Source organism: Acidovorax sp. SUPP3434, from assembly GCF_030159015.1.
GTDB lineage: Bacteria > Pseudomonadota > Gammaproteobacteria > Burkholderiales > Burkholderiaceae_C > Paracidovorax.
In genome coordinates this window covers 44,686-70,238 of record NZ_BQXL01000017.1, presented here as the reverse complement: position 1 = coordinate 70,238, position 25,553 = coordinate 44,686, and the positions used below count along the sequence as shown (strand labels likewise).

Below are 25,553 nucleotides of genomic sequence, written 5' to 3'. Positions count from 1 at the left end.
TGGGCTGAACGAAAGCCGATCAGCGCTGGCGGCGCAGGCGGGCGATGCCGAACATGCCGAGCAGCGAGGCCATCAGGATCAGGCCCCATTCGGACACCGTGGGAATGGGCGATGCCGTCACCGCGGCCGCGGCCATCGCGTAGCTCACGGGGGCGTTGTTGGCCGTGCTGCGCGAGGTGTCGGTCACGGTCGATGTCAGGCAGGTATCGGTCGCGCCGCTGCTGCCCGTGCCCGTGTTCTGGCAGCCGGAGTTGTGGGTGGAGGTGCTGGTGGCGCCGGAGACGATCACGGCCGCGAAGCGGTCCGCCGTGGTGTGCGGTGCGGTGCCCGTCATCCACAGCACGGCCTGCATCAGGTTCACGTTCGTGATGTTGCCGGAGGCGTCCGTGGAGATGCGCAGCGTGTTCAGACGGGCGTTGGGGTCGGTGGAGGCCACGGTGTCCAGGCCGCTGGAGAAGCTGTAGGAGGTGACGGTCGAGCCGATCTCCAGGTTGCTGGCGCTGGCGGGCAGGTTACCGGCCGTCGTGAAGGTGCCGGTGACGTTGTTCGTGGTCAGGTAGTTGGCGCACAGGCTCGCGGGCGTCGTGGTGCAGTTCGTGTAGTTCTGCAGGCTGGCGTAGTTGCCGGTGCTGTTGATGTTGACCGTGGCACCGAACGATGTACCTGCCGCCAGGGCGAACACAGTGCCCAATAGGATTTTTCTCATAACCGCCTCCAAGGGTTAGTAATTGTTACCGCCAGAAAGTTTAATGCGGAACCGCAAACGATTCTGTAACTGTTGCATTGGTGCCAATTTCGAAAGCCACCGCTCTGGCGCGGCGAGCCAGTGCGGTGGCACCGATGGCCCCCCGTTTCCCAGGAAGGCCGCCCGCGCGCTCCACGCAGCCGGTGGGACCGCTCAATACGCGGCGCCCGACTGGGGCGGCACCGCCGCCACCGCCGGCCCGCCGAACTGCGCGCGCAGCTTGCGTGCCGCGCCGACGAACATCAGCACGTCCACACCCACCGCCACGAAGGTGCAGCCCAGGTCCAGGTAGCGCTGCGCCAGCACGGGATCGGAGGTGAGCGTGCCGGCGGCCTTGCCGCTGGCGATGATGGTCCGCATGGCGCCTTCGATGGCGGCCTGCACGTCGGGGTGGCCGGGGTTGCCGCGGTGGCCCATGGACGCGGCCAGGTCGGCCGGGCCGATGAAGACGCCGTGCACGCCGTCCACCGCGCAGATGGCGGGCAGGTTCTGCAGCGCCGTCACCGTTTCGGCCTGCACCAGCAGGCAGACCTCGTCGTCGGCCACCTGCAGGTAGTCCGTGCGGCTGTTCCACTGCGACACGCGGGCCACGGCGCTGCCCACGCCTCGCGTGCCGTGCGGCGGGTACTGAGTGGCGGCGGCAATCGCCCGGGCCTGCTCGGCCGTGTCCACCATGGGCACGAGCAGGGTGCGCGCGCCAATGTCCAGCATCTGCTTGATGAGCGCGGTGCTGCCTTCCACCACGCGCACCACCGGCTGGGCGGGCTGCGCGGACACGGCCTGCAGCGTGGCCAAGGTGCTGCGCACGTCGTTGGGTGCGTGCTCGCCATCGATCAGAAGCCAGTCGTAGCCGGTGGTGGCCGCGGCCTCGGCCAGGTACGGGTCGGCCATCGACAGCCACAGGCCGATCTGGGGCCGGCGGGCGGCGAGGGCGGATTTGAAGGGGTTGTGTGCGGGCATGGTGCGGGTCGTGCGTGAAGCGAAGGGGAAGAAGAACGAAGGGTAGCCGGCCGGGCTCAGACGCCGGCCAGCAGGTGGCCAGGCGGCAGCGGCCGGCCCTGCAGGTGGTCCACGATGTTGCGCGCCGTGGCGGTGGCCACGCGCAGCGCGGCATCGCGCGTCACGCCGGCGACGTGGGGCGTCAGCAGCACCTGGGGCAGGGTGTTGAGCGGGTGGTCCGCGGGCAGGGGCTCGGTGTCGAAGGTGTCCAGCCCCGCGCCGGCGAGGTGGCCGCTGCGCAGCGCCGACAGCAGGGCCGCTTCCTCCACCACCGGGCCGCGCGCGGTGTTGACGAGAATGCCGCCGGGCCGCAGGCAGTCCAGCTCGCGCGCACCGATCAGGCCGCGCGTGCGGTCGGTCAAGGGGCAGTGCAGGCTCAGGATGTCCACGCGCGCCAGGAAGGCATGCAGGTCCGGCTCGGTGGCAAAGCCGTCGGCCTGGCCCGCCGGGCGCAGCACCAGCACCTGCGCGCCCAGCGCGGCGGCCAGCCGCGCGGTGGCGCGGCCGATGCTGCCGTAGCCCACGATGCCTACCGTGCTGCCCCGAAAATCCCGGCCCTGCCACTGGCTGTCGGCCCAGCCGCCCGCGCGCACGCGCCGGTCCAGCTCGGGCAACTGGCGCGTGAGCGCGAGCATCAGCGCCAGCGCGTGTTCGGCCACCGCATCGGCATTGGCGCCCAGGGCCACGGCCACCGCCACGTGGCGCCGCTGTGCCGCCGCCCGGTCCACGCTGTCCACCCCGGCGCCGTTCTTGGCCACGATGCGCAGCGCGGGCGCGGCGGCCATCACGCGCTCGGTGATGGGCTTGGAGCCGCGCAGCACGATGGCCTGCGCGCTCGTGGCGGCCAGCCGTTCGGCCAGCGTGTCCTCGGTGATGGGCTCGGCCATGCAATGCACGCGGCCGCCGCTGCGGCGCACCAGGTCCTGCGCGGCCTCGGGCCAGTGCGCGGCGGTGACGAGGACATCGAACGGGGCGGTGGAAGGGACCAGGGAGGATGGGACCGGATCGGGCGTCGTGGAAACGTTCATGGCGCGTGCGTGCGGTGGGGCAAATGGGTAAATGGGGTCGGCGAGCTGAACAGGCGCAATGCAGGGCGGGCCGGGCCACGCCCGCCCCGTGCGTGCCGTGTCAGTCGATGCGGATGCCGTTGGCCTGGATCACCTTGCCGTAGCGGCCCAGCTCGTCCTGCGTGAAGCGGGCCAGGGCCTGCGGCGTGCCCGGCTGGGGGCGCACGCCCAGCGCGGCCATGCGTTCCAGCACCTCGGGCTGGCGCAGCACGGCGTTCAGCGCGGTGTTCAGGGTGGCCACCACGTCCTTGCTGGTTTTGGCGGGGGCGTACAGGGCATACCAGGCGTTGACCTCGAAGCCGGGGTAGCCCGCCTCGGCGAAGGTGGGCACGTCCGGCAGCTCGGGCAGGCGCGCGGGCGCGGCCACGGCGAGCGCCCGCACCTTGCCGCCCTTGATGAGCGGCGAGGCGCTGGTGAGCGTGTCCAGGATCATGTCCAGCCGCCCGCCCATCAGGTCCATGGTGTGGGCGTTGCCGCCCTTGTAGGGCACGTGGTTGATCTGCACCTGCGCGGCCTGCTTGAAGAGTTCCGCCGCCAGGTGCAGCGGCGAGCCGTTGCCCGACGAGCCGTAGTTGAGCGCCCCCGGCTGCTTGCGCGCGGCCTCCACCAGCGCGCGCACGCTGGTGTATGGCGAATCCTGCGCCACCACCAGCACCATCGGCACCACGCCGATCAGCCCGATGGGCGTGAAGTCGGCCACCGCGTCGTAGCCGGGCTTGGCATAGAGGTGCGGGCTCACCGCGTGGCTGGCCAGCGAGCCCAGCACCAGCGTGTAGCCGTCCGGCGCGGCCTTGGCGGCCACCGTGGTGCCGATGGTCGTGCCGGCCCCCGGTCGGTTGTCGATCACCATGGGCTGCTTGAGCGCATCGCCCAGCTTCTGCCCCACGAGCCGCGCCACGGCATCGTTGGCGCCGCCGGCCGGGTAGGGCACCAGCAGCGTGACGGGTTTGGTCGGATAGGCGTCGGCCGCGTGGACGGCGGCGAGCGGCGCGGCCAGCCCGCACAGGGCGAGCGCGGCCGATACGACGAGCGCTCGGCGGCCGGTGGTGGTGCGGGTGCGGGTGAGTGGGCCGGGGTGTGCATGGGCACGGGAAGCGATGGGAACCATGGTGTTGTCTCCTGGTGTGTGGTTTTTACTTGGGCGAACAAACCGGCACCGCGCCCATGTCGCGCCGTGCCAGTGGGGAAATCGATCAATGCATGGGGGCTTCCGTGGTGGGGGGCTTGCGTGGCGGTGACAGGCGGTTGGGTGGCGGGCGCTTCGTGCGTTTGGTGTGCTGGAGTGGACCGTGTGCCCCTCAGCCCAACCCCCCCTGGCACACGTACTTCGTGTGCAGGTAATCCTCCAACCCGTGCGTCGATCCCTCGCGCCCGTAGCCCGACTCCTTCACGCCCCCGAACGGCGCCGCCTCCGCCGCCAGCGCCCCTTCGTTGATCCCCACGATCCCCGTCTCCAGGGCCTCCGCCACGCGCCAGATGCGGCGCACGTCCTGGCTGTAGAAGTACGCGGCCAGGCCGAACGGCGTGTCGTTGGCGGCGGCGATCACGTCCTGTTCGTTCTCGAAGCGCGTGAGCGGCGCCACCGGGCCGAACGTCTCCTCGCAGGCGCAGGCCATGGTCGCATCGGCGTTCTCCAGCACCGTGGGGGCGTAGTAGGTGGCGCCCAGCTCGGTCAGGCGTTTTCCACCCGTGAGCACCTTGGCGTCCTTGGCGACGGCATCCTGCACATGCCGCTCGATCTTCTCCACCGCCCGGGCGTTGATCATCGGCCCGATCTGCGAGGCCGGGTCGCTCGCCGGTCCCACCTTCAAGGCCGCCACGCGGGCGGTGAGCTTCTGTGCGAACTCGGCATGCACCCTGGTGTGCACGAACACCCGGTTGGGGCACACGCAGGTCTGGCCGCCGTTTCTGAACTTGGCGGCCATGAAGCCTTCCACCGCCGCGTCCACGTCGGCGTCCTCGAACACGATGAAGGGGGCGTTGCCGCCCAGCTCCAGCGAGAGCTTCTTGAGCGTGTCGGCGCTGCGGCGCGCCAGGTGCTTGCCCACGGGCGTGGAGCCGGTGAAGGTGATCTTGCGCACGCGCGCATCGTCGAGCCACACGTCCACCACCTCGGGCGTCTTCTCGCGCGAGGCGGTGACGATGTTCAGCACCCCGGGCGGCACCCCGGCCTCGTGGGCGAGCAGCACCAGGGCCAGGGACGTGAGGGGCGTGTCCTCGGCGGGCTTGCAGACCACCGTGCAGCCGGCGGCCAGGGCCGGGGCGATCTTGCGGGCGATCATCGCGGCGGGAAAGTTCCACGGCGTGATGGCGGCGACGACTCCGACGGGTTCTTTCAAAGCGAACATGCGCCGACCGGGCACGGGGGCGGGGATGACCTCGCCGTTCATGCGCGTGGCCTGTTCGCCGAACCATTCGATGTAGCTGGCGGCATAGGCCACCTCGCCCTTGCCCTCGGCCAGGGGCTTGCCCTGCTCCAGGGAGATCAGGGCGCCCAGGTCGTCCTGGTGGGCCAGCACCGCATCGTTCCAGCGCTTGATGATGGCCGCGCGCTGCTTGGCCGGCACCTGGCGCCAGGCGGGAAAGGCGGCATGGGCGGCCTCCAGCGCGGCCCGGGCCTCGGGGGCGCCGGAGTCGGGCACCTCGGCGATCACGGTGCCGGTGGCGGGGTCGGTCACGGGCAGCAGCGCGCCGGGGCCGGGGTGCCAGTGCCCCGCGATGAAGTTGGCGCTGCGGATCAGGTCGGGGCGGGTGAGAGTCAGGGGCATGGCAAGGACGGAATGGGGTTTGAATGAAATCGGGCTCCAGTGCAAATAACACTAGGGCATCGTGCTATCAATTTTGTAGTAATGGTGCTGACCCGGTTCAGCCAGGGTCAGCTCACGATGCCCAGGTGCCACGGCACGAACTCGTGGTCGCCCAGGCCCAGCAGCTCGCTCTTGGTGGCGCCGCCGCTCGCGTGCCGCAGGATCTGCTCGAAGATGCGCTGGCCCATCTCGGGCACCGTCAGTTCGCCGTCCAGGATCACGCCGCAGTTGATGTCCATGTCTTCCTCCAGCCGCTGGTACATGGCCGTGTTGCTGGCCAGCTTGATCGTCGGCGCCGGTTTGCTGCCGAACATCGAGCCTCGCCCGGTGGTAAAGCAGATCAGCTGCGCGCCGCTGGCGATCTGCCCCGTGGCCGCCACCGGGTCGTAGCCCGGCGAATCCATGAAGACGAAGCCGCTCTCGTCGATGCGCTCGGCATATTCGTACACCGCGCGCAGCGGCGTGGTGCCGCCCTTCATCGCCGAGCCGAGCGACTTTTCGAAGATGTTCGCCAGCCCCCCGGCCTGGTTGCCGTGGCCCACCACGCCGTTGAACTGCGCGTTCTGCCCGGCCGCGTAGCGCTCCCACCAGGCCAGGCGGTCCAGCAATTTTTGCCCCACCTCGGGCGTGATCGCGCGGCGCGTGAGCATGAACTCCACGCCGTGGATCTCTGGCGTTTCCGACAGGATGGCCGTGCCGCCGTGGCGCACCAGCACGTCCATCGCCGCGCCCAGCGCCGGGTTGGCCGTGATGCCCGAGAACCCGTCCGAGCCGCCGCACTCCAGTCCGATCTTGAGGTGGCTGGCGCTCACCGTGCTGCGCCGCGCGGCGTTGGCGGCGGGCAGCATCGCCTCGATCGCCTCCACGCCCGCGGCGATGGTGGCGCGCGTGCCGCCCACGTCCTGCATCACCAGCGTGCGCATCAGGCGCCCGCGCTGCAATCCTTGCGAATCCACCAGCCCATCGACCTGGTTGCGCTCACAGCCCAGGCCCACGATCAGCACGCCCGCCAGATTGGGGTGGCGCGCATAGCCCGCGATCGTGCGGCGCAGCACGTCGAAATGCTCGCTGGGCGACGACATGCCGCAGCCGCTCGTCTGCGCGAACGCCACCACGCCATCGACGTGCGGGAAGGCCTTCATCCGCTCGGGCGTGAAGTGCGCGGCGATCTGCTTGATGACCGTGGCCGAGCAGTTCACCGACGACAGGATGCCGATGAAGTTGCGCGTGCCCACGCTGCCGTCCTCGCGCACGAAGCCCTGGAACGTGGCGCGCTCGGCTTGCGGCACATAGTCCACCGGCCGCACGTCCGCGCCGAAGGCCGGGTCGCGGTAGTAATCGACCAGCTCGATGTTGTGGCTGTGCACGTAGTCGCCCGGCTCCAGGTCGCGCGTGGCCACGCCGATCACCGTGTCGTACTTCTTCACCTGTTCGCCCTGCGCGATGCGCCGCGCGGCGATCTTGTGGCCCGCCGGCACCTGGGCGCGCGTGCGCACGCCCAGGTCGGCAATGGCCTGCCCGATGGCCAGCGCCGACTTGGCCACCAGCACGTTGTCGTTGGGGTGCAGGTGCAGCAGCGGGCTATCGGTGAGGGCGGGGAGCGGCGCAATGGCGTTCATCGGTGGGGCTTTCGGGTGGGGGCGCTTCGGGGGCGGCGCGGCGGCTGCGATGCCGCCGCCCGTTCGCTCGGTATCAGCTCTTCATCAGCTCGCGCAGCTTGAGCTTGTCGATCAGCACGGTCTCCTTGGCGTAGACCGTGTTCACGTATTTTTCGTAGTCGGGGCCGTCCAGGTACAGCAGCGGCGCATCGAGCCGGTCGGCCACGGCCTTGAACTCGGGGCTCGCCACGGCCTGGCGGAAGGCTTCGCGCAGCTTCGCCGCAATGGCCGGGTCCAGCCCCTTGGGCGCGCCGATGCCGTTGGGCGCATCCACCACCACGTCGTAGCCCAGCTCGCGCAGCGTGGGCGTGTCCTTGAAGCGCGCGGTGCGCTGCTCGCCCCAGGTGGCCAGCAGGCGCAGCTTGCCCGCCTCGACATGCGGCGCCCACGAGCTGGAATCGGCCAGCGCATCCACATGGCCGCCCAGCACGCCCTGCAGCGCTTCGGCGCCGCCCTTGAACGGCACGTGGTTCAGGCGGATGCCCGCCACGCTGGCGAATTCTTCCATGCCCACGTGCGTGGCACCGCCCACCCCCGCGTGCGCATAGGTCACTTGGCCGGGGTTCGCCTTGGCGTGCTGCACGAAGTCCTGCAGCGTCTTGAACCGCGAATCGGCCGGCACCGCGATGCCGAAGGTCTGGCCCGAGGTGCGCGCCAGGTAGGTGAAGTCCTTGCGCGGATCGGCCTGCAGCGTGCCCAGTTGCGAGAACCGCGTGACCGAGATCGGGATCTGCCCGATCGTGTAGCCGTCCGGCCGGGCGGAGGCCAGGGCCTTCGAGCCGATCATGCCGGAGGCCCCGGCGCGGTTTTCCACCGCCACCGCCTGGCCCAGGATGCGGCCGGCCACCGTGCACAGCGTGCGCATCGACTGGTCGGCCGTGCCGCCGGCCGGCCACGGGCAGATGAAGGTGATCGGGCGCTCGGGATACCCGTTGGCCAGGGCGCGGGAGGGAAGAATGGTGGACGTGGCGGCCAGGGCAGCCGCGCCGGCGGCGCCCAGCACGAACTGGCGCCGCTGCAAGGGGCGGGAAGAATTCATCGATGTCTCCGGTCTGTTTTTTATCGGGAAAGCACAGGCCGGATTCTTGGGCAGACAATCATTGCTTTCCAATGAATTAGCAGACTCGCTTCATAGCCTGCAGGTTATGAAGCCGAACGGCACCTTCCCCTTCGTTGAAAGACGCACCGATGACCACCGAACCGACCGAGGCCCTGCAGCAGGTGCTGCACCACGACATCCCGCTCACCCGCGACATGGGCCTGACCGTGCTGCGCTGGGAGGACCACGCGCTGCACCTGCATCTGCCGTTGGAGCCCAACGTCAACCACAAAAGCACCATGTTCGGCGGCAGCCTGTATTGCGGCGCCGTGCTGGCCGGCTGGGGCTGGCTGCACCTGCGCCTGCGGGAGGCGGGCATCGAGGGGGGCCACATCGTGATCCAGGAGAGCCACATCCGCTACCCGCTGCCCGTGCGCGGGGCGGCGGTGGCGATCTGCGAGGCGCCCGACCCGGCCTTGTGGCGCACCTTCATCACCACGTACCAGCGCCGCGGCCGCGCGCGGCTTGCGCTGCACACCCGCGTCCGGGCCGAGGGCAGCGAGGACGACGCCGTGCAGTTCACCGGGCAGTTCGTGCTGCACCGCTGACCGGGGCGCGGCCGGCCCGTGCCGGCCTGTGCCCCGGTGCCCGCGCTGCATCGCCCACCTGCGGCTTCCTTTCCTGTCCTTTCCTTCAACCACCTTCCACGCCCACGCCCCATGAGCCAGATCGACCGCGTTTTACGCTCCAACCTCAAGCTGCGGCACCTGCAGATGCTCGTGGCGCTGGACCAGTTTCGCCACGTCGGCCGCGCGGCGGATTTCCTCTCCGTCACCCAGCCCGCCGTCTCCAAGACCCTGGCCGAGGTCGAGCGCATGTTCGGCCTGCCGCTGTTCGACCGCTCCACGCGCGGCACCGAGCCCACCGCGGCCGGTGCGAGCGTGGTGCGCTTCGCGCGGTCCGTGCTGGCCGGCTACGACCGCACCCGCGACGAGATCGCCGCCGAGGCCAGCGGCGCGCGCGGCCGCACCAGCGTGGGCGCCATGGTGGCCGCCACGCCCGTGCTGCTGGCGCAGGCGGTGGAACAGCTCAAGGCCCGGTCCCGCCACACCACCGTGCTGATCGAGGAGGGCGACCTGACGCGCCTGCTGCCGAAGCTGCGCCTGGGCGAGCTGGACCTGTTCGTCGGCCGCCTGGAGCCGGGCTACGCATCACCCGACCTGGAAACCGAGGCCCTCTACGACGACCCCATGGTCGCCGTCGTGCGACCGGGGCACCCCCTGGCCACGAAGCGCAAGCCGCGCTGGGCCGACATCGCCGGGCAGCCCTGCGTGCTGCCCCCGCCCTGGGCCTCGCTGCGCGTGAAGCTGGAGCAGCAGTTCTTCGCGCACGATCTGCACCCGCCGGCCGACATCGTGGAGTCGGCGTCGTTCCTGTCGCAGATCACCTTCTTGCACCAGCGCGGCGCCGTGGCCTTCATGGCGCGCACGGTGGCGCGGCATTTCGCGGAGCAGGGGATGCTGGCGGTGGTGAAGGTGCCGGTGGAGATCGCGTTGCCGCCGGTGGGGTTGATACGGATGCGGGGAGTGGAGGGGACGCCGGTGACGCAGGCGTTGGTGGGGTGTTTGAGGGAGGTGGGGCGAGTCTGAATTATTTTTATACCTATAAAATTCGCATAGAGAATAAATAATTCGTTTTCTCTGGATATGCAATTTATCGAGAAGATTATTATTAATGCTTCATTGTTAACTTGCACTGCCATGAAAAAATTTATGCGAGCTTTAGGGGCTGGTTCTAGTCGCACACATCGTACCCCGCCACAAAATTTATCTCGACCAGAACGCTCACCTTCAAGTCGGCCAAGTTCGAGGCACAGTGAGTCAGGCGCACTGTCGGAATTGGCAAGTAGAGGTGGTAATTATGGGGGGGCTAATTCGCTGCCACCCCGCGCAGAAAAAAAAGCAGCCGCCTTGAGGGAGGCATTGGAAAATTCCTACGTGTCGTATGAGTTGTCAGAGTATGCGCGAACAGCGCTGTCAGCCGCTTCGACAGGGAGTACGGGTGAGATCACTGCACTAGACGCCAGAAATAAACAACTCTTAGCAAACGCATATAACGACCGCCATTCAGAACTTCGGTTGAGTTGCCACGACTCTGCGCAATCATTCTTTGCCGAATTCATGCAGTCGCAAAAACCAGCTTGGCGATCCATCGTTCAATTGAGTCAATCGAGCCTACATCACGTGGCTATGGATGTGCGTATTCAAGATGGAAAACGAACGCTATTGGTAATTGAGCCAGCGCTAGCGCGCGGTGAAGATGACAATGGAGATGTACAAATTCTTGCAGGATATGAGCAATTGGCTAGAAATGTTCAAAATTGCTTGGGTGACGATGGGGATTTGGCAGTTGTACAATTAGGTGCCCAAAAGTCAAACTATGATTGCATTATTTTTTCACTCGACTTAGCGCTCTGTGCTTACCAGAAAGACAATATTTTTGATGAATTGCATGATAGTTTGAGGAGAAATGTTAGATGTTTTTCTTCTCAAGAGAGAAAATCCGTAGTTGATAAAAATATTGAATTTATTGACGGCACTAAATTTTTACCAGCAGTTTTCTTCAAACATGCGCATTCGCGGGCAACTATCGCGGAAGTTATCGAGAGTCAGCCCGAACTGGAAGGAAAGAACGTCAGTACGGGTCGCGATAATCCTGCTGAAACGCTTTCGGAGCGTGTGCAGGACTTTCGAGTAACGAGAGAGAAGTCTTACAGCATGTCAATCGAGGCATCAAGGTTGAGAAAAATAAGAAAGGCTATCGAATGATGGCCCAATTAGCCGCCCATTACACGCTGCTCATGCCACGAAGCCGCTCTGAAGCAAAACGCGCTGACTAAGGTCGATTTACCGGTTACTCACTACTTTGATTCCTGTCCAGCAAGTGACTGAAGCTATTGGACAAGAGGTATGGCACGAATGACCCGGCGAACCACCACCAGTTCGACTGCCAGTAAGCGACCCCCCAGCAGATCCAGGCGAACAGGACAGTTGCTCTGCGCACTACACGTGACGGGGGAACGGTTTTCATCTTGCGACCTTAACGCCTTGGAGTCCCCACCTCACGTAAACAAGGTAGGGGACGATTCGAACCGTGCCCGCGGGTGTGGAGATGTGAATGGGGATGCGCGAAACCTTCTCGATGAAACCATTGAGCGGCCTGCCGATGCGGGCCATGTATACCCCCGCTCCGAAGATGCCATCCAATCCGAAAGGGCTCGCGTTGATAACCCCAGTGCGCGCTATGCCGGCGGCGCCTGCCCTGGTGGTGAAATGGATCAGATTCTTCGGCAGCGCTGCGAAGCCATACCCTGCGGTTCCAAGCGTCAGGGCTGTGGTGGGTGCAATGTCTGGGGTCCACAGAACGGCCAGGGCGCCGGGTACATGCGCCAGTGGTGCAAGCGGGCTCTTTGAGTTCACGGCGATATCTGCCCAGTACTGAGCGGCATTGTCTCCGGCCAGCGTTGATGCTCGATAGAGTTGCTGGAGCTTGAGGAGCACCCTGTTCATCGCGCCCGGATCGGAAACCTCGACAGGTTTACGGCACCCATCGGGCAAGCACACCAATTTTTGTTCGGTCATAGAGTCTTATCTGTTTCACAGGCCGCGAACCATAGACTGGTGTGGACTCGCGTACCTTCCTTAAATGCCGCCGGATTGGGCTTTCTTGGGCTTGCGTGAAACTGACAATGGTCTGCCGAAATTGTGTGCAATGGTGCTACGTCGGCTCGGATGCAAAGATCGCCACGCAAGCACCCGCCAGAGTGGTCAGAGTACCGGACCTGCGTTGATCAAGCTTTAGCGATTTGTGCGGCAATCGCCTCGCCCACCTGCGTGGTGTTGGCCGTGCCCCCTAAGTCGGGCGTCTTCGGCCCGGTCTTGATGACCTCTTCGATCGCCGCCACGATGGCATCGTGCGCCTGCCTTCCCGCGCCCTGGCCTTGCGTCAAGAAGTCCAGCATCAGCGCGCCCGACCAGATCATGGCGATGGGGTTGGCGATGTTTTGGCCGTAGATGTCCGGTGCCGAGCCATGCACGGGCTCGAACAGGCTGGGGAAGGTGCGCTCGGGGTTCAGGTTGGCCGAAGGCGCCAGGCCGATGGTGCCGGTGGTGGCGGGCCCCAGGTCGGAGAGGATGTCGCCGAACAGGTTGGTGGCGGCCACCACGTCGAAGCGCCCGGGCTGCAGCACGAAGCGGGCGGTGAGGATGTCGATGTGCTGCTTGTCCAGCGTGACCTCGGGGTAGGCCTTGGCGATGTCGTCGGCGCGGGCGTCCCACCAGGGCATGCTGATGGCGATGCCGTTGCTCTTGGTGGCGAGGGTCACGTGCTTTTTGGCGCGGCTTTGCGCCAGGTCGAAGGCGAACTTCAAGAGGCGATTGGCACCGTGGCGCGAGTAGACCGATTCCTGGATGACGATCTCGCGGTCGGTGCCCTCGTACATGATGCCGCCCAGGGACGTGTATTCGCCCTCGGTGTTCTCGCGCACGACGAAGTAGTCGATGTCGCCGGGCTTCCTGCCGGCCAGGGGGCACGGCACGCCCTCGAAGAGCCGCACGGGGCGCAGGTTGATGTACTGGTCGAACTCGCGGCGGAACTTGAGCAGCGAGCCCCACAGGGACACATGGTCGGGTACGGTGGCGGGCCAGCCGACGGCGCCGAAGAAGATGGCGTCCACGCCGGCGAGCTGGGCCTTCCAGTCGTCGGGCATCATTTTTCCGTGGGCGGCGTAGTAGTCGCAGCTGGCCCAGTCGATGGTGCGGCATTCCAGCTCGAAGCCGAAGCGCTCGGCCGCGGTCTGGATGGCCCGCAGGCCTTCGGGCATGACTTCCTTGCCGATGCCGTCGCCGGGAATCACGGCGATCTGGTACTTGGTTTTTTGCATGAGGGTCCTTGTGGAAAAAGTGGAGCGGCAGGTGCCGGATGGGGCATTGTTCGGCAGTGCCGCGCAAAATACAATCGGCCGCCTGTGGTCTCATTCTTCACACTTCGTGCACAAAATTCCTTCCAACGACGACCTGCGCGTGTTCACCGTGGTGGTGCGCAAATCGAGCTTCGGCGAGGCCGCGACCGAGCTGGGCACCTCGCCTGCCTATGTGAGCAAGCGCATCCGACTGCTGGAGGAGGATTTGGCCGTCAAGCTGCTGCACCGCACCACGCGCCGCGTGGTGGTGACGGAGGAGGGCGAGCGCGTGTTCCACTGGGCGCAGCGCATCCTGGACGATGTGGACCAGCTGCTGCAGGAGGTGGCGGTCACGCGGCGCGAGCCCCGCGGCCTGCTGCGGGTGAGCTGCAGCTTCGGATTCGGGCGGCGCGTGGTGGCGCCGGCGTTGTCGCGGCTGGTGGAGCGCCATCCGGCCCTGCAGGTGCGGCTGGAGGTGTTCGACCGGCTGGTGGATGTGGCGGGCGAGGGGTTCGACCTGGACGTGCGCGTGGGCGACGAGATCGCGCCGCACCTCATCGCGCGGCGGCTGGCGGACAACCACCGGGTGCTGTGCGCGGCGCCCGCCTATCTGGCGCGCCATGGTACGCCGCGCACGCTGGCGGAGCTGTCCAGTCACGACTGCCTCGTCATCAAGGAGCGTGACCACCCGTTCGGCGTGTGGCGCCTGCGCAGCGGCGGCGTGGAAGAGTCGGTGAAGGTGCGCGGCCCGCTGTCGGCCAACCACGGGGAAATGGTGGTGCAGTGGGCCGTGGACGGCCGCGGCATCACGCTGCGCTCGCTGTGGGACGTGGAGCCGCAGTTGCGTGCGGGGCACCTGGTGCCGGTCCTGCCTGAGTGGCGGCAGGAAGCGAATGTGTGGGCCGTCTATCCCACGCGGCTCCATCTGTCGGCCAAGGTGCGCGTGTGCGTGGAGTTTCTGCAGGAGCACTTCCGCCAGGAGTGGGCGGCTGGCGGCGACGGCGCACGCATTGGCGCGGTGGGCGGTACGGGGGAATGAGGAGGGAGATATGGCGGGGTGCAGCGCGCTGGCACCCCGCTTGGCAAGGACGCGCATGGCACGCGTCCCGAGGGCCCGATCAGCCGGCCAGCGCGGCCTTCACGGCGGCGGAGACCTGGCCCATGTCGGCCTTGCCGGCCAGCCGCGTCTTCACCACGCCCATGACCTTTCCCATGTCGCCGGGGCCCGCGGCACCCAGTTCGGCCACGATGGCTTTCACGGCGGCCAGGGTTTCCTCGGCGGACATGCGCGCGGGCAGGTAGGCCTGCAGCACGGCCGTTTCAGACTTTTCCTTGTCGGCCAGGTCCTGGCGGCCCGCGCCTTCGAAGGCGGTGATGGAGTCCTTGCGCTGCTTGATGAGCTTGTCCAGGATGGCGACGACGGCAGCGTCGTCCAGCGTGATGCGCTCGTCGACTTCCTTTTGCTTGATCGCCGCCTGCAGCAGGCGGATGGTGCCCAGGCGCTCGACGTCCTTGGCGCGCATGGCGGTCTTCATGTCTTCGGTGATCTGCTCTTTGAGGCTCATGGTGTTCTCCGTTCAAACCAGGGGTGGGTGGGGTGGCGCGCTGTGCCCCAAACGAAAAAACCCGCGCTTGGCGTCCCTAGCGCGGGTTTTGCGGCGGTGAGGCCGGCTCTGTTAGAGCTTAGTACAGCTTCTTGGGCAGCTGCATGCTGCGAACGCGCTTGTAGTGGCGCTTGACGGCGGCGGCCTTCTTGCGCTTGCGCTCGGCGGTGGGCTTCTCATAGAACTCACGGGCGCGCAGGTCGGTCAGCAGGCCGAGCTTTTCGATGGTGCGCTTGAAGCGGCGCAGGGCGACGTCAAAGGGTTCGTTTTCTTTTACGCGGATGGTGGTCATTAGCTAATGGTTTCCAAAATGTGCCCACAGAGGGTATCCAGGAGATCGGGCCTGAATGCCGTGTGTAGCGGGTTCCCCGTCTGTAACTAGTATTGGCCGACGGGGTATTGCCAGCAAAGCCGAAGATTATAGCCCTGTAATCCGCTCTGTCGATGGGTGCGGTCCGATCGCATTGTCACGAGGCGTATGGCTTGGAATTTGCATGGGCCCCGGTGGCGCTGATTCGATTCATCCCTTCGTTCGTTCCCGCAACCGCCCCGCACCGTTCTCTTTCCCCGCGCGGGGCCCCAAGCACGACACCATGGCAATCATGCACCGCGTATCGGGCTGGCTGGGCCGGCTCAGTGTGGGCCGCAAGCTCATGCTCATCTACCTGCTGGACCTGACGGCCGTGATCTACGTCTCGGGCATCCTGATCCACGAGAAATTCCTGGCCATCGATTTCGCGCGCAAGGAGATCGTGGGCACCGCCTATGCCTCGGTGGTGCGCGACGGGCTGATGGGCGCGTTCATGGAGGGCGACGGCATCGCTGGCATCCTGCTGATGGACCGCCTGGCCGCGGTGCGCAGCGCGCACGACGGCGCGCTCAAGACCGGCGAGCCGGCCGCGCGCTTCGAGGCGCTGCTGCGCCAGTCGGCCACCGGCGACCCGGCGGGGCGTGGAGCGGTGGGCGCGATGGGGGCGGCCGGCGAGCCGGTGCGCGGGCCCCTGCTGCGGCAGGGGCGCGAGCTGCTCACGACCGTGGGCAACCAGTCCAACCTGATCCTCGATCCCGACCTGGACAGCTACTACGTGATGTCGCTGATCCTGCTGCGCTTTCCGGAGCTGCTGCAGGTCACGCACGACACGGCGGCCTTCCTGAATGCGCCCGGTGCCCGCCAGGGCGACCACCGCGCGGCCGAACTGCTCACGCTGGCGGGCCGGCTCGATGCGGTGATGCTGGGCATCGATGCCGACTACGACCAGGCCTTCATCGCCGGCTCGCCCGCGCTGCGGGCGGCGCTGGACGCGCAGCGCGCGGCCTTGCGCCAGGCCGGCAACGACCTGCAGGCGCTGCTGCAGGGCATCGCCCAGGGCGAGGGGCGCACCGCGGCAGCCGAGCTGCCCGCACGCCAGCGTGCGCTGCTGGGCGCGCTGCAGACGGCGTGGGTGCAAGGCACGGCGCAGCTGGACCGCCTGCTCTACGCCCGGGTGGACGACCTCTTCGCGCGCATGTGGCTGCACCTGGGCACGGCCGTGCTGCTGCTGGGCTGCATCCTGAGCCTGGTCACGCTGGTGGCGCGGCAGATCGCCAAGCCCCTGCAGCAGCTGGCCCGTGTGGCCGACGAGGTGCGTCGCAGCGGCGACCACACCTTGCGCGCGCACTGGATCAGCCGCGACGAGATCGGCCGGCTGGTGACGGCCTTCAACGGCATGCTGGCGCAGCTCGACCGCGAGCGCGTGCTGCAGCAGGAGCTGGCCGCCAGCGCGCGCGCCGCCGAAGCCCAGCGCGAGCTGGTGGAGGCACTGCCCATTCCGATGGTGGTCACCTCGGTGCCCGAGCACGAGGTGCTGCACGCCAACGCCCCGGCCGGCCTGTGGCTGAACGGCACCACGCTGGACCCCTGGCGCACGGGCATGGAGCCGGGCGTGCGCGCACGCTTTTTCCAGCGGCTGGCCGACCAGGGCGTGGTGGACGAGTTCGAGGTGCGCTGGAAGGGCAGCGCCGAGCCGCTGTGGGCCGTGCTGTCGGCGCGGCGCCTGCACTTCCAGGGGCGCGATGCCATGCTGACCGCCTTCACGCCCATCAACGTGCTCAAGGTGATGGAGCAGCGGCTGGAGCTGTGGGCCAAGGTGTTCGAGGCCTCGTCCGAGGGCATCATCATCATGGCCGCGGACCAGAAGATCCTGAGCGTGAACAAGGCGTTCTGCCGCAGCACGCACTACGACTTCTACGAGGTGATCGGCGAGAACCTGGGCTTCCTGCTGGAGGACCCGGGCGAGCCGCCGCTGGGCGCGCGCATCGCCCGCACGCTGCTGGACAAGGAGTCCTGGCAGGGCGAGGTGCGGTTCCGGCGCCGCTCGGGCGAGACCTACCCGGCCTGGCTGATGGTGTCGGCGGTGCGCGAGGGCGGCAAGGGCGGCGCCGTGGCCAACCACATCGGCATCGCCATCGACATCACCGACCGCAAGCGCAACGAGGAGCGCATCCAGTTCCTGGCCCACCACGACGTGCTCACCGAGCTGCCCAACCGCTCGCTGTGCGTGCAGCGGCTGCAGGCGGCCATCGCGCATGCCGCCATCACGGGCGAGCGCGTGGCGGTGCTGTTCATCGACCTAGACCGCTTCAAGTCCATCAACGACACGCTGGGCCACCACATCGGCGACGGGCTGCTGCGCTCGGTGGCGGCGCGGCTGCTGCAGGCCGTGCGCACGCACGACACCGTGAGCCGCCTGGGCGGCGACGAGTTCGTGATCGTGATGCGCGACGTGGAAGGCCCGGAGGACGTGCTGCAGGCCGTGGAGCGCCGGCTGATCCCGCTCATCCGCCAGAGCCACCCGGTGCAGGGGCACGAGCTGAACGTGTCGTGCAGCGTGGGCATCGCCGTGTACCCCGACGACGGCACGGGGCTGGACGAGCTGATGCGCCGCGCCGACGCCGCCATGTACGAGGCCAAGACCACCGGCCGCGACATGGCGCGCCTGTATTCGCTGGAGACCGACCGGCGCGTGCAGGCCCGCCAGGCCATGGAGCAGATGCTGCGCCGCGCGCTGGAGCGCCACGAACTGGAGCTGCACTACCAGCCGCGCGTGGACACACGATCGGGCCGCCTCACGGGCGTGGAGGCGCTGGTGCGCTGGAACCACCCGGTGCTCGGCCAAGTGCTGCCGGGCGAGTTCATCCCCATCGCGGAAGAGGCCGGCCTGATCCGCGCGATCGGCGGCTGGGTGCTGGAGCAGGCCTGCCTGCAGTGGGCGCGCTGGCAGTCCGCGCACGGCGGCGCGCGCCACGCCGCGGGCCCGGGCGCACAGGGCCCGCAGGAGGGCCAAGGCATCGCCCACGACGCCCGGCGGGCGAGGCCGCCCCTGGCGCTGGCGGGGCTGCCGGTGTCGGTCAACCTCTCCGCCGCGCAACTGGCCGACCCGGCGCTGGTGCCCGACATCCGCACCCTGCTGGCGCGCTGCGGCATGCCGCCCAAGTGGCTGGAACTGGAGTTGACCGAATCGCAACTGATGGAGAACGCCGAGGCCACGCAGCAGCAGCTGGCCGCGCTCAAGGGGCTGGGCGTGCAGTTGTCCATCGACGATTTCGGCACCGGCTATTCGAGCCTGGCGTACCTCAAGCGCTTTGACATCGACAAGCTCAAGGTGGACAAGTCGTTCATCCGCGACATGCTGACCGATGGCGCGGACATGGCCATCACCCGCGCCGTCATCGCGCTGGGCCACACCCTGGGCCTCAAGGTGGTGGCCGAAGGTGTGGAGGACCTGGCCACGGCGCAGGCGCTGGGCTCGCTCGACTGCGACGAACTGCAGGGCTACCACTTCAGCCAGGCGCTGCCCGTGCCGGCCCTGGAGGCCTGGGTGCGGGGCTACGCGGGCGAGCGGCCTCGATTGGCGCTGCTGCCGTCGTGAACCGTGCGCGAATCGGCCGGTGCCTGCGCGCGCTCGTTCAGCCCGTAGTCGCGCAGCACGGCCGCCACGCGCAGGCGGTAGTCGGCGAACACACCCGCGCGGCCGGCGGCCTGCGCATGGCGGTGGCTCTCGCACTGGCGCCACTGCGCCACGGCGGCCTCGTCGCGCCAGAACGACAGCGACAGCAGCTTGCCCGGCTGGCTGAGGCTCTCGAACCGCTCGATGGAAACGAAGCCGTCCATGCGCTCCAGCTCGCAGCGCAGCGCGGCGGCGGTGTCCAGGTAGGGCTGGCGGCCTGCGGCACTGGGCACGACCTCGAAGATGACCGCGATCATGCGGTGGCCCCTGCGGCGGGCGGCTCTCCTGCGGATCCCAGCAGCGACAGCGGCGGGTGCGGCGGCAGGGCGGGGCGCTGGAACGTGCCCTCCACCACCTCGGCGAAGGTACGCTGCTCGCGCAGGATGAAGCGCTGGCGCTGCGCCCGCTCGAAGTTGGCGCGGCCTTGCGGATCGGTCCGCAGCCGTGCGCGGTATGCCTCGTAAGCGGCCAGGCTGTCGAACGCGATCAGGCCCCAGGCCTCGTCGTTGGTGCCCTCGCTGGGCACGAAGTAGCCCAGCAGGTGGCCGCCGCAGCGCGGAATGATGTGGCCCCATTGCGCGGCGTACTCGCGAAAGGCGGCGATCTGGAAGGGGTCGAGATGGTAGCGGATGAAGCAGGTGAGGGCCATGGAGGGTTCCTTGGGTAGAAGGTTGGGGGCGAAGGCACAGGGCCGGCGGGGCACCGCATCCGCACGGCATGGTGGCCATTGGGCCGCGTTCCGCGGGGTCGATGCTTCGCCGTGGAACGAAGCATCGCGGCCGGCGGCTGCGGCACACTGGCCGGCATGAACACCAACCAGATCGCGCACATCGCCGCGCTCGTCGGCGAGCCGGCGCGCACCGGCATGCTGCTGGCGCTGATGGACGGGCGCGCGCTCACGGCGCGCGAGCTGGCCGATGCCGCGCACGTCACCCCGGCCACGGCCAGTCGCCACCTCGCCCTCTTGGTGGAGGCGCGCCTGCTGTCGGTGCGAAGCCAGGGCCGCCACCGCTACCTCCGCCTCGCCTCGGCCGAGGTGGCGCGGCTGCTGGAAGGCCTGATGCAATTGGCCGCGGGCCAGGCCCCGCCGGCGCGCCCGGTGGCGGTGGGCCCGCGCGATGCGGCGCTGCGCAGGGCGCGCACCTGCTACGACCACATCGCCGGGCGCCTCGGCGTGGCGGTGGCCGAGCACCTGCTGCAAGAGGGCGCGATCGTGTTCGACACCGAGGCGGGCGGGCAGGTGACCGACCGGGCCGCCGCCGTGTTGGGGCGCCTGGGGCTGGACCTGGCGGGCCCGTCTGCCGGCCCGCCGCAGCGGGGCCCGCGCCCGCTGTGCCGCCCGTGCCTGGACTGGAGCGAGCGGCGCCCGCACCTGGCCGGGCGCCTGGGCGCGCTGGTGTGCGCGCACTGCCTGGACCAGGGCTGGCTGGTGCGCCGCGAAGGCTCGCGCGCGCTCGCCATCACCCCGCCCGGGGCCGCCGCCCTGCAAGGCTGGCTGGGCACCGCGCGCTGGAGCGGCGTGGTGCAAGCACCATTGCCCGGCGCCTGAAACGACGAAGGCGCGATCGGGCCCTGGCCCTCCCTGGCCTGCAGCGGCAGCCGCTCGGCTTGCCGCGCCGGCGCGTTGGCGAAGGGTCCATCGGCCCGCTGTCGGCCAACGCGCATGGCCAATAGGCGCTCCATCCGACAGGGCCTGCACGGCTCCCAGCCGCGTAATCGGGGGCCACGCCCCATTGCCCGCCGAGCCCCCCATGCCACCCCCTTCGATCGATCGATTCCGACACCGCCATCCACTGCGTGCCTGCCCTGGCTTCCTGGAGCGGGCCGCTGCCCCGCACTGCCGCAGGCCCGCGTCGAAAGCGGTCCATGCGCGATAAGCCGCCGCCGTCCACCGAAGCCCTGGCCACGCCAGCCAGTAGCGTCTCCCCCGATGTAGAGCACGACCCTCCGTCGTCCGGCGGCTGGGGCTCCGTCAGAGCGGTCGCCGGCACCTTGCTGCGCGATCGCCCGGGCGTCACGGTGATCAAGGCGCTGGCCCTGCAGAACAAACACGACGGTTTCACCTGCTCCAGTTGTGCCTGGGCCAAGCCGTTGCACCCGCATCCCGCCGAGTTCTGCGAGAACGGCGCGAAGGCCACGTCGTGGGAGCTGACGGACCGGCGCCTGGACGCCGCCTTCTTCGAGGCCCACCCCTTGGCGGAACTCGCCGGCTGGACCGACCACGCGCTGGAAGCGGGCGGGCGGCTGACGGTTCCTCTGCGCTACGACGCCGGCCGGGACCGGTACGTCGAAGTGTCCTGGCAGGAGGCCTTCGACGGCATCGGCCGGGAGCTGAAAGCGCTGCAGCCCGATTCGGTGGTGTTCTACGCGTCGGGCCGGGCGTCGCTGGAGACGTCGTACCTGTGGCAACTCTTCGCCCGGCTGTATGGGACCAACAACCTGCCCGACAGCTCGAACATGTGCCACGAGAGCACATCGGTCGGCCTCAAGAAGTCCATCGGGTCGCCGGTGGGCACGGTGGACCTGGACGACTTCGACCAGTGCGACGCCATCTTCTTCTTCTTCGGCCAGAACGTCGGCGTGTCCAGCCCGCGCATGCTGCATCCCCTGCAGGACGCGCGGCGCCGGGGCGTGCCCATCGTGACCTTCAATCCGCTGCGCGAGAGCGGCCTGGTGGCGTTCAACAACCCCCAGTCGCCGGTGGACATGCTCACGCCGGGCAGCACCGCCATCAGCACGCAGTACCTGCAGATCCGGCCCGGGGGCGACATCGCCGCGCTGACCGGCCTGTGCAAGTTCGTGATCGAGGCGGACGATGCCGCGCTGGCATCGGGCGGCCCCCGCGCCATCGATGCCGGGTTCGTCGCCGAGCACACGCAGGGCTACGACGAACTCGCGCGGGCGATGCGCGCCGCCTCGTGGGCCGACATCGAAAGCGACTCCGGCCTGTCCCGCTCGGCGCTGGAGGAGGCCGCACGCACCTACCTTGCGGCCGAACGCGTCATCGGCATCTACGGCATGGGGCTCACGCAGCACCGCGAGGGCGTGCTGAACGTGCAGATGCTCGCCAACCTGCTGCTGCTGCGCGGCAACGTGGGCAAGCCCGGCGCCGGGCTGTGCCCGGTGCGCGGGCATTCCAACGTGCAGGGGCAGCGCACGGTGGGCATCACCGAGAAGCCGGAACTCGCCCCGCTGGACCAGCTGGCCTCGCAGTTCCAGTTCGAGCCCCCGCGCAAGAAGGGCCTGGATACCGTCGCCGCCTGCCAGGGCATCCTGGACGGTTCGGTGCGGGCGTTCCTCGGCCTCGGCGGCAATTTCGTGCGCGCGGTGCCCGAGACGGCGCTGATCGAGGCCGCGTGGCGCCGGATGCGGCTGACCGTTCAGATCGCGACCAAGCTCAACCGAAGCCACGTGATGCATGGCGAGGTGGCCTACCTGCTGCCGTGCCTGGGCCGGGTGGAGATCGACCGGCAGGCCAGCGGCGAGCAAACCGTGTCGACCGAGGATTCGACGGGTTTCATGCACCCCTCCCGTGGCGTGGCCGAGCCGGCGGCCGCGACGCTGCGCTCCGAGCTGTCGATCGTGGCGGGCATCGCGCAGGCCACCCTCGCGCCGAACGCCTGCGTTCCGTGGGCCGGGTGGACCGACGACTACGCCCGCGTGCGGGACGCCATCGCGCTGACCTTCCCCAGGATCTTCCACGACTTCAACCGCCGGTTGGCCGTCCCGGGCGGCTTCGCGCGGCCCATCGCGGCCCGCCACCGGGTGTGGGAGACCGACAGCGGCAGGGCCGCTTTCGTCGCGCCCGGCGGCCTGCAGGCCGATCCGGACCAGGTGCCCACGCCCGTGGACGGCGAGGTGCTGCGCCTCTTCACGATCCGCAGCGACGACCAGTTCAACACCACCATCTACAGCCTGAACGACCGCTTTCGCCGGATCGAGGGCACGCGCCAGGTGCTGTTGATGAATGCCCACGACATCGAACGGCTCGGCCTGCAGGCCGGCGCCCGGGTGACGGCGCGCACGCAGTGGCGGCAGGACGACGTGCGCCGCGAGGTGGCCGGACTGACCGTCGTGGCCTACGACCTGCCGCGCGGCGCCGTGGCGGGCTACTACCCCGAACTCAACCCGTTGATGCCCCTGGACCACCACGCCAGGGAAAGCCACGTGCCCGCCGCCAAGTCCATTCCCGTCCGCCTGTTTCCAGGCTGATGCGCCCGCCCCAACCCTCTTTCTGCCAAGGACCCGCCATGCGCCAAGACCCCGCCAGCCAGCCGCCCGTTCGCTACCACCCTGCCGTCGAGCAGGCCGATCCCGACGAGCCGCAGGTGTTCACCGAACTGGACCAGACGCTCGCCAAGATCCGCGAGACGACGTTCGAGCACAGCGGCCACGCGCGCCGCAGCGTCCATGCCAAGGCGCACGGCGTGCTGCGGGCGCAATTGACGGTGCTGCCGGACTTGCCCGAGCCGCTCGCCCAGGGGCTGTTCGCCCGGCCCTGCACGTACGACGCGATCCTGCGGTTCTCCACCAACCCGGGCGACGTGCTGGACGACAAGGTGTCCCTGCCCCGGGGCCTGGGCTTGAAGGTCCTCGGCGTCGAGGGCGCGCGGCTCCCGGGTTCGGAGTCCGACACCACCCAGAACTTCGTCTTTGCGGACAGCCCGGTCTTCGCCGCGCCCACGGCCCGGAAATTCCTGAGCAACCTCAAGCCCCTGGCGGCCACCACCGATGTGGCGGAGGGGGCCAAGAAAGCGCTGTCGGCCACCCTGCAGGTGGCGGAGAGGGTCGTCGAGGCCTTCGGCGGCAAGAGCGGCAAGCTGATCTCGCTGGGCGGCCATGCCCCGACGCACGTGCTGGGCGCCACCTTCTTCTCGGGCGCGGCCTTGCGGCACGGCCAGTACATCGCCAAGCTGTCGCTGGCGCCGGCATCGGACGCCTTGAAGGCGCTGGTGGACCAGAAGGTCGATCTCGACGGCCGGCCCGACGGTCTGCGCGAGGAGGTGGTCCGCTTCATGGCGGTGAACCCCGCGCAGTGGGACCTGCGGGTGCAGCTGTGCACCGACCTGGAGTCGATGCCGGTCGAAGACGCGTCCGTGGAGTGGCCGCAGGAACAGAGCCCCTACATCACCGTGGCCCGGCTGGTGGCGCAGCCGCAGACCGCGTGGAGCGAGGCCGTGGCCGCCGTGTCGGAAGACGGCCTCTTCTTCAGCCCCTGGCGCGGTCTGGCGGACCACCAGCCCCTGGGCAACGTGATGCGCGCCCGCAAGCTGGCGTACGAGCGCTCCGCGCAGTTTCGCGCGGACCGCAACCAGACGCCCGTGCGCGAACCGAGCGAAATTCCGCCGTCCATCGGGCGCGCATGACCGCATGCGCTGGCCTCGTGCCGGGGCCCGGGCTGGCGCCGGTGCCCGTGCCGGCGGGGCTCAGCCGCCCGGCAGTGCCTGCGCACAGGCATGCGCGCTGGCCCAGGCCCACTGGAAGTTGTAGCCCCCCAGCCAGCCGGTCACATCGACCACCTCGCCGATGAAGTACAGACCCGGCTGGGCCTTGGCCTCCATGGTCTGCTGCGACAGCGCGCGCGTGTCCACGCCGCCCAGCGTCACCTCGGCCTTCTTGTAGCCCTCGGTGCCCGTGGGCACCAGCTCCCAGCGCGACAGCCGCTCGGCCAGCCGCGCCAGCGCCTTGTCCGAGGCCTCGTTGATGGGCCGCTGCCAGTCCGCGTCCTGCTGCACCCAGGTGTCGGCCAGGCGGCTGGGCACCAGGCCGGCCAGTTCGTTGGCGATAAGCTTGCGCGACCGCGCCTTGGCCTGCGCGAGCAGGGCGGGCAGGTCGGTGCCCGGCGCGAGGTGGATGGACAGGGGCAGGCCCTCCTGCCAGTAGCTGGAGATCTGCAGCACCGCCGGGCCTGACAGCCCCCGGTGGGTGAACAGCAGGTCTTCGTGGAAGGCCATGCGCGCCTTTTTGGCGCCCGTGGAAATCTCCACCGGCAACGCCAGCCCGGCCAGCTGGGCGTAGGGCGCCCAGGCATCGCCGTCGAAGGTCAGCGGCACGAGGCCCGGGCGGCGCTCCACCAGCGGGATGGCGAACTGCTGCGCGATCCGGTAGCCGAAGTCGGTGGCGCCGATCTTGGGGATCGACAGCCCCCCGGTCGCCACGACCACGCTGCGGGCCAGCACGGGACCGCGATCGGTATCAATTTGATAGCAGAACGCCCTAGTGGAATCTGTGCTGGAGGCCGAAAAGGCCACATTTTTCACCCGGCACGGCTGCCAGCGCTGCACGCCGCCCGCGGCGCATTCGGCCAGCAGCATCTGGATGATGTCCTCCGCCGAGCGGTCGGCGAAGAGCTGGCCCTTGTGCTTTTCGTGGTGGGCGATGCCGTGCCGGTCCATCAGCGCGATGAAGTCGGCCGGCGTGTAGCGCGACAGCGCCGAGCGACAGAACTGCGGGTTCTGCCCCACGAAGTGCTTGTGCGGCGCGGCCGGGTCCAGGTCGCGGTTGGTGAAGTTGCAGCGACCGCCGCCCGAGATGCGGATCTTCTCGGCCACCTTCTCGGCGTGGTCGATCAGCAGCACCGAGAGGCCGCGCTGCCCCGCCTGCGCGGCGCAGAACAGGCCCGCCGCGCCGGCGCCGATGACGACGGCGTCGAACTGCTGCGCGGTGTCCGCCGTGTCCATGGACACCA

At 68.6% G+C, this 25,553-nt stretch carries 22 protein-coding genes; 8 read left to right on the top strand and 14 right to left on the bottom strand.

All coding sequences use genetic code 11. From position 1 onward, the window contains the following. Positions 1–19: 19 nt before the first annotated feature. From AVKW3434_RS20435 to AVKW3434_RS20405, 7 genes are all read right to left on the bottom strand, one after another. A complete protein-coding gene (locus AVKW3434_RS20435) occupies positions 20–706 on the bottom strand; it encodes an IPTL-CTERM sorting domain-containing protein (RefSeq protein WP_284407285.1) in 687 nt (228 codons plus the stop codon). A gap of 192 nt (positions 707–898) precedes the next feature. Next, complete coding sequence (hpaI, locus tag AVKW3434_RS20430) at positions 899–1,705, bottom strand: 4-hydroxy-2-oxoheptanedioate aldolase (protein ID WP_284407284.1); 807 nt, start codon at positions 1,703–1,705, stop codon at positions 899–901. Between the two features lie 56 nt (positions 1,706–1,761). Beyond that, entirely contained in the window at positions 1,762–2,772 is a 1,011-nt protein-coding gene (locus AVKW3434_RS20425; protein WP_284407283.1) for an NAD(P)-dependent oxidoreductase, read from the bottom strand. Positions 2,773–2,872: 100 nt separating this feature from the next. Next, positions 2,873–3,919: a Bug family tripartite tricarboxylate transporter substrate binding protein gene (locus tag AVKW3434_RS20420; RefSeq protein ID WP_284407282.1), complete on the bottom strand. Its 1,047-nt coding sequence runs from the start codon at positions 3,917–3,919 to the stop codon at positions 2,873–2,875. 190 nt (positions 3,920–4,109) lie between these two features. Beyond that, positions 4,110–5,579: an NAD-dependent succinate-semialdehyde dehydrogenase gene (locus AVKW3434_RS20415; protein ID WP_284407281.1), complete on the bottom strand. Its 1,470-nt coding sequence runs from the start codon at positions 5,577–5,579 to the stop codon at positions 4,110–4,112. Positions 5,580–5,686: 107 nt separating this feature from the next. Further along, positions 5,687–7,237, bottom strand: coding sequence for a UxaA family hydrolase (locus AVKW3434_RS20410; protein WP_284407280.1), 1,551 nt, complete (start codon positions 7,235–7,237; stop codon positions 5,687–5,689). 73 nt (positions 7,238–7,310) lie between these two features. Continuing rightward, positions 7,311–8,315, bottom strand: a complete 1,005-nt coding sequence (locus AVKW3434_RS20405; protein ID WP_284407279.1) for a tripartite tricarboxylate transporter substrate binding protein — start codon at positions 8,313–8,315, stop codon at positions 7,311–7,313. A 149-nt stretch (positions 8,316–8,464) separates the two neighbouring features. Here AVKW3434_RS20405 and AVKW3434_RS20400 point away from each other — a divergent pair, with 149 nt between their 5' ends. The 3 genes from AVKW3434_RS20400 to xopJ all read left to right on the top strand — a co-directional run bounded on the left by AVKW3434_RS20400 (position 8,465) and on the right by xopJ (position 11,143). Further along, positions 8,465–8,923 (top strand): thioesterase domain-containing protein, encoded by a 459-nt coding sequence (locus AVKW3434_RS20400; protein WP_284407278.1) that lies wholly within the window; start codon positions 8,465–8,467, stop codon positions 8,921–8,923. A gap of 111 nt (positions 8,924–9,034) precedes the next feature. Next, positions 9,035–9,964, top strand: coding sequence for a LysR substrate-binding domain-containing protein (locus tag AVKW3434_RS20395; protein WP_284407277.1), 930 nt, complete (start codon positions 9,035–9,037; stop codon positions 9,962–9,964). A 57-nt stretch (positions 9,965–10,021) separates the two neighbouring features. Continuing rightward, a complete protein-coding gene (gene xopJ, locus AVKW3434_RS20390) occupies positions 10,022–11,143 on the top strand; it encodes a YopJ family type III secretion system effector XopJ (RefSeq protein WP_284407276.1) in 1,122 nt (373 codons plus the stop codon). A gap of 258 nt (positions 11,144–11,401) precedes the next feature. Here the strand turns inward: xopJ and AVKW3434_RS20385 are convergent, their stop codons facing one another. After that, positions 11,402–11,956 (bottom strand): hypothetical protein, encoded by a 555-nt coding sequence (locus AVKW3434_RS20385; protein WP_284407275.1) that lies wholly within the window; start codon positions 11,954–11,956, stop codon positions 11,402–11,404. A gap of 209 nt (positions 11,957–12,165) precedes the next feature. After that, positions 12,166–13,257: a tartrate dehydrogenase gene (locus AVKW3434_RS20380; RefSeq protein ID WP_284407274.1), complete on the bottom strand. Its 1,092-nt coding sequence runs from the start codon at positions 13,255–13,257 to the stop codon at positions 12,166–12,168. A 106-nt stretch (positions 13,258–13,363) separates the two neighbouring features. On the opposite strand from AVKW3434_RS20380, the gene AVKW3434_RS20375 reads away from it, so the two are divergent. After that, positions 13,364–14,314 (top strand): LysR substrate-binding domain-containing protein, encoded by a 951-nt coding sequence (locus AVKW3434_RS20375; RefSeq protein ID WP_284407273.1) that lies wholly within the window; start codon positions 13,364–13,366, stop codon positions 14,312–14,314. A 79-nt stretch (positions 14,315–14,393) separates the two neighbouring features. Here the strand turns inward: AVKW3434_RS20375 and AVKW3434_RS20370 are convergent, their stop codons facing one another. After that, positions 14,394–14,840: a GatB/YqeY domain-containing protein gene (locus tag AVKW3434_RS20370; RefSeq protein WP_272568278.1), complete on the bottom strand. Its 447-nt coding sequence runs from the start codon at positions 14,838–14,840 to the stop codon at positions 14,394–14,396. A gap of 118 nt (positions 14,841–14,958) precedes the next feature. Continuing rightward, positions 14,959–15,171 carry a 30S ribosomal protein S21 gene (gene rpsU, locus AVKW3434_RS20365; RefSeq protein ID WP_007833691.1) on the bottom strand — a complete coding sequence of 71 codons (213 nt, stop codon included), beginning with the start codon at positions 15,169–15,171 and terminating at the stop codon, positions 14,959–14,961. 301 nt (positions 15,172–15,472) lie between these two features. On the opposite strand from rpsU, the gene AVKW3434_RS20360 reads away from it, so the two are divergent. Continuing rightward, positions 15,473–18,787, top strand: coding sequence for an EAL domain-containing protein (locus tag AVKW3434_RS20360; RefSeq protein WP_284407272.1), 3,315 nt, complete (start codon positions 15,473–15,475; stop codon positions 18,785–18,787). On the opposite strand, the gene AVKW3434_RS20355 is transcribed toward AVKW3434_RS20360, so the two are convergent. Beyond that, a complete protein-coding gene (locus AVKW3434_RS20355; protein WP_284402895.1) occupies positions 18,745–19,122 on the bottom strand; it encodes an antibiotic biosynthesis monooxygenase family protein in 378 nt (125 codons plus the stop codon). The genes AVKW3434_RS20360 and AVKW3434_RS20355 overlap by 43 nt on opposite strands. Next, positions 19,119–19,514 carry an NIPSNAP family protein gene (locus AVKW3434_RS20350; RefSeq protein WP_284407271.1) on the bottom strand — a complete coding sequence of 132 codons (396 nt, stop codon included), beginning with the start codon at positions 19,512–19,514 and terminating at the stop codon, positions 19,119–19,121. Before AVKW3434_RS20350 ends, AVKW3434_RS20355 begins: the two co-directional genes overlap by 4 nt. Positions 19,515–19,670: 156 nt before the next feature. Here AVKW3434_RS20350 and AVKW3434_RS20345 point away from each other — a divergent pair, with 156 nt between their 5' ends. The 3 genes from AVKW3434_RS20345 (at position 19,671) to AVKW3434_RS20335 (ending at position 24,231) form a co-directional block, all read left to right on the top strand. Continuing rightward, entirely contained in the window at positions 19,671–20,414 is a 744-nt protein-coding gene (locus tag AVKW3434_RS20345) for an ArsR/SmtB family transcription factor (RefSeq protein ID WP_284407302.1), read from the top strand. 317 nt (positions 20,415–20,731) lie between these two features. Then, entirely contained in the window at positions 20,732–23,077 is a 2,346-nt protein-coding gene (locus AVKW3434_RS20340; RefSeq protein ID WP_284407270.1) for an FdhF/YdeP family oxidoreductase, read from the top strand. Positions 23,078–23,115: 38 nt separating this feature from the next. Continuing rightward, positions 23,116–24,231: a catalase family protein gene (locus AVKW3434_RS20335; protein ID WP_284407269.1), complete on the top strand. Its 1,116-nt coding sequence runs from the start codon at positions 23,116–23,118 to the stop codon at positions 24,229–24,231. A gap of 60 nt (positions 24,232–24,291) precedes the next feature. On the opposite strand, the gene AVKW3434_RS20330 is transcribed toward AVKW3434_RS20335, so the two are convergent. After that, positions 24,292–25,545, bottom strand: coding sequence for a BaiN/RdsA family NAD(P)/FAD-dependent oxidoreductase (locus AVKW3434_RS20330; RefSeq protein ID WP_284407301.1), 1,254 nt, complete (start codon positions 25,543–25,545; stop codon positions 24,292–24,294). Positions 25,546–25,553: the final 8 nt, after the last annotated feature.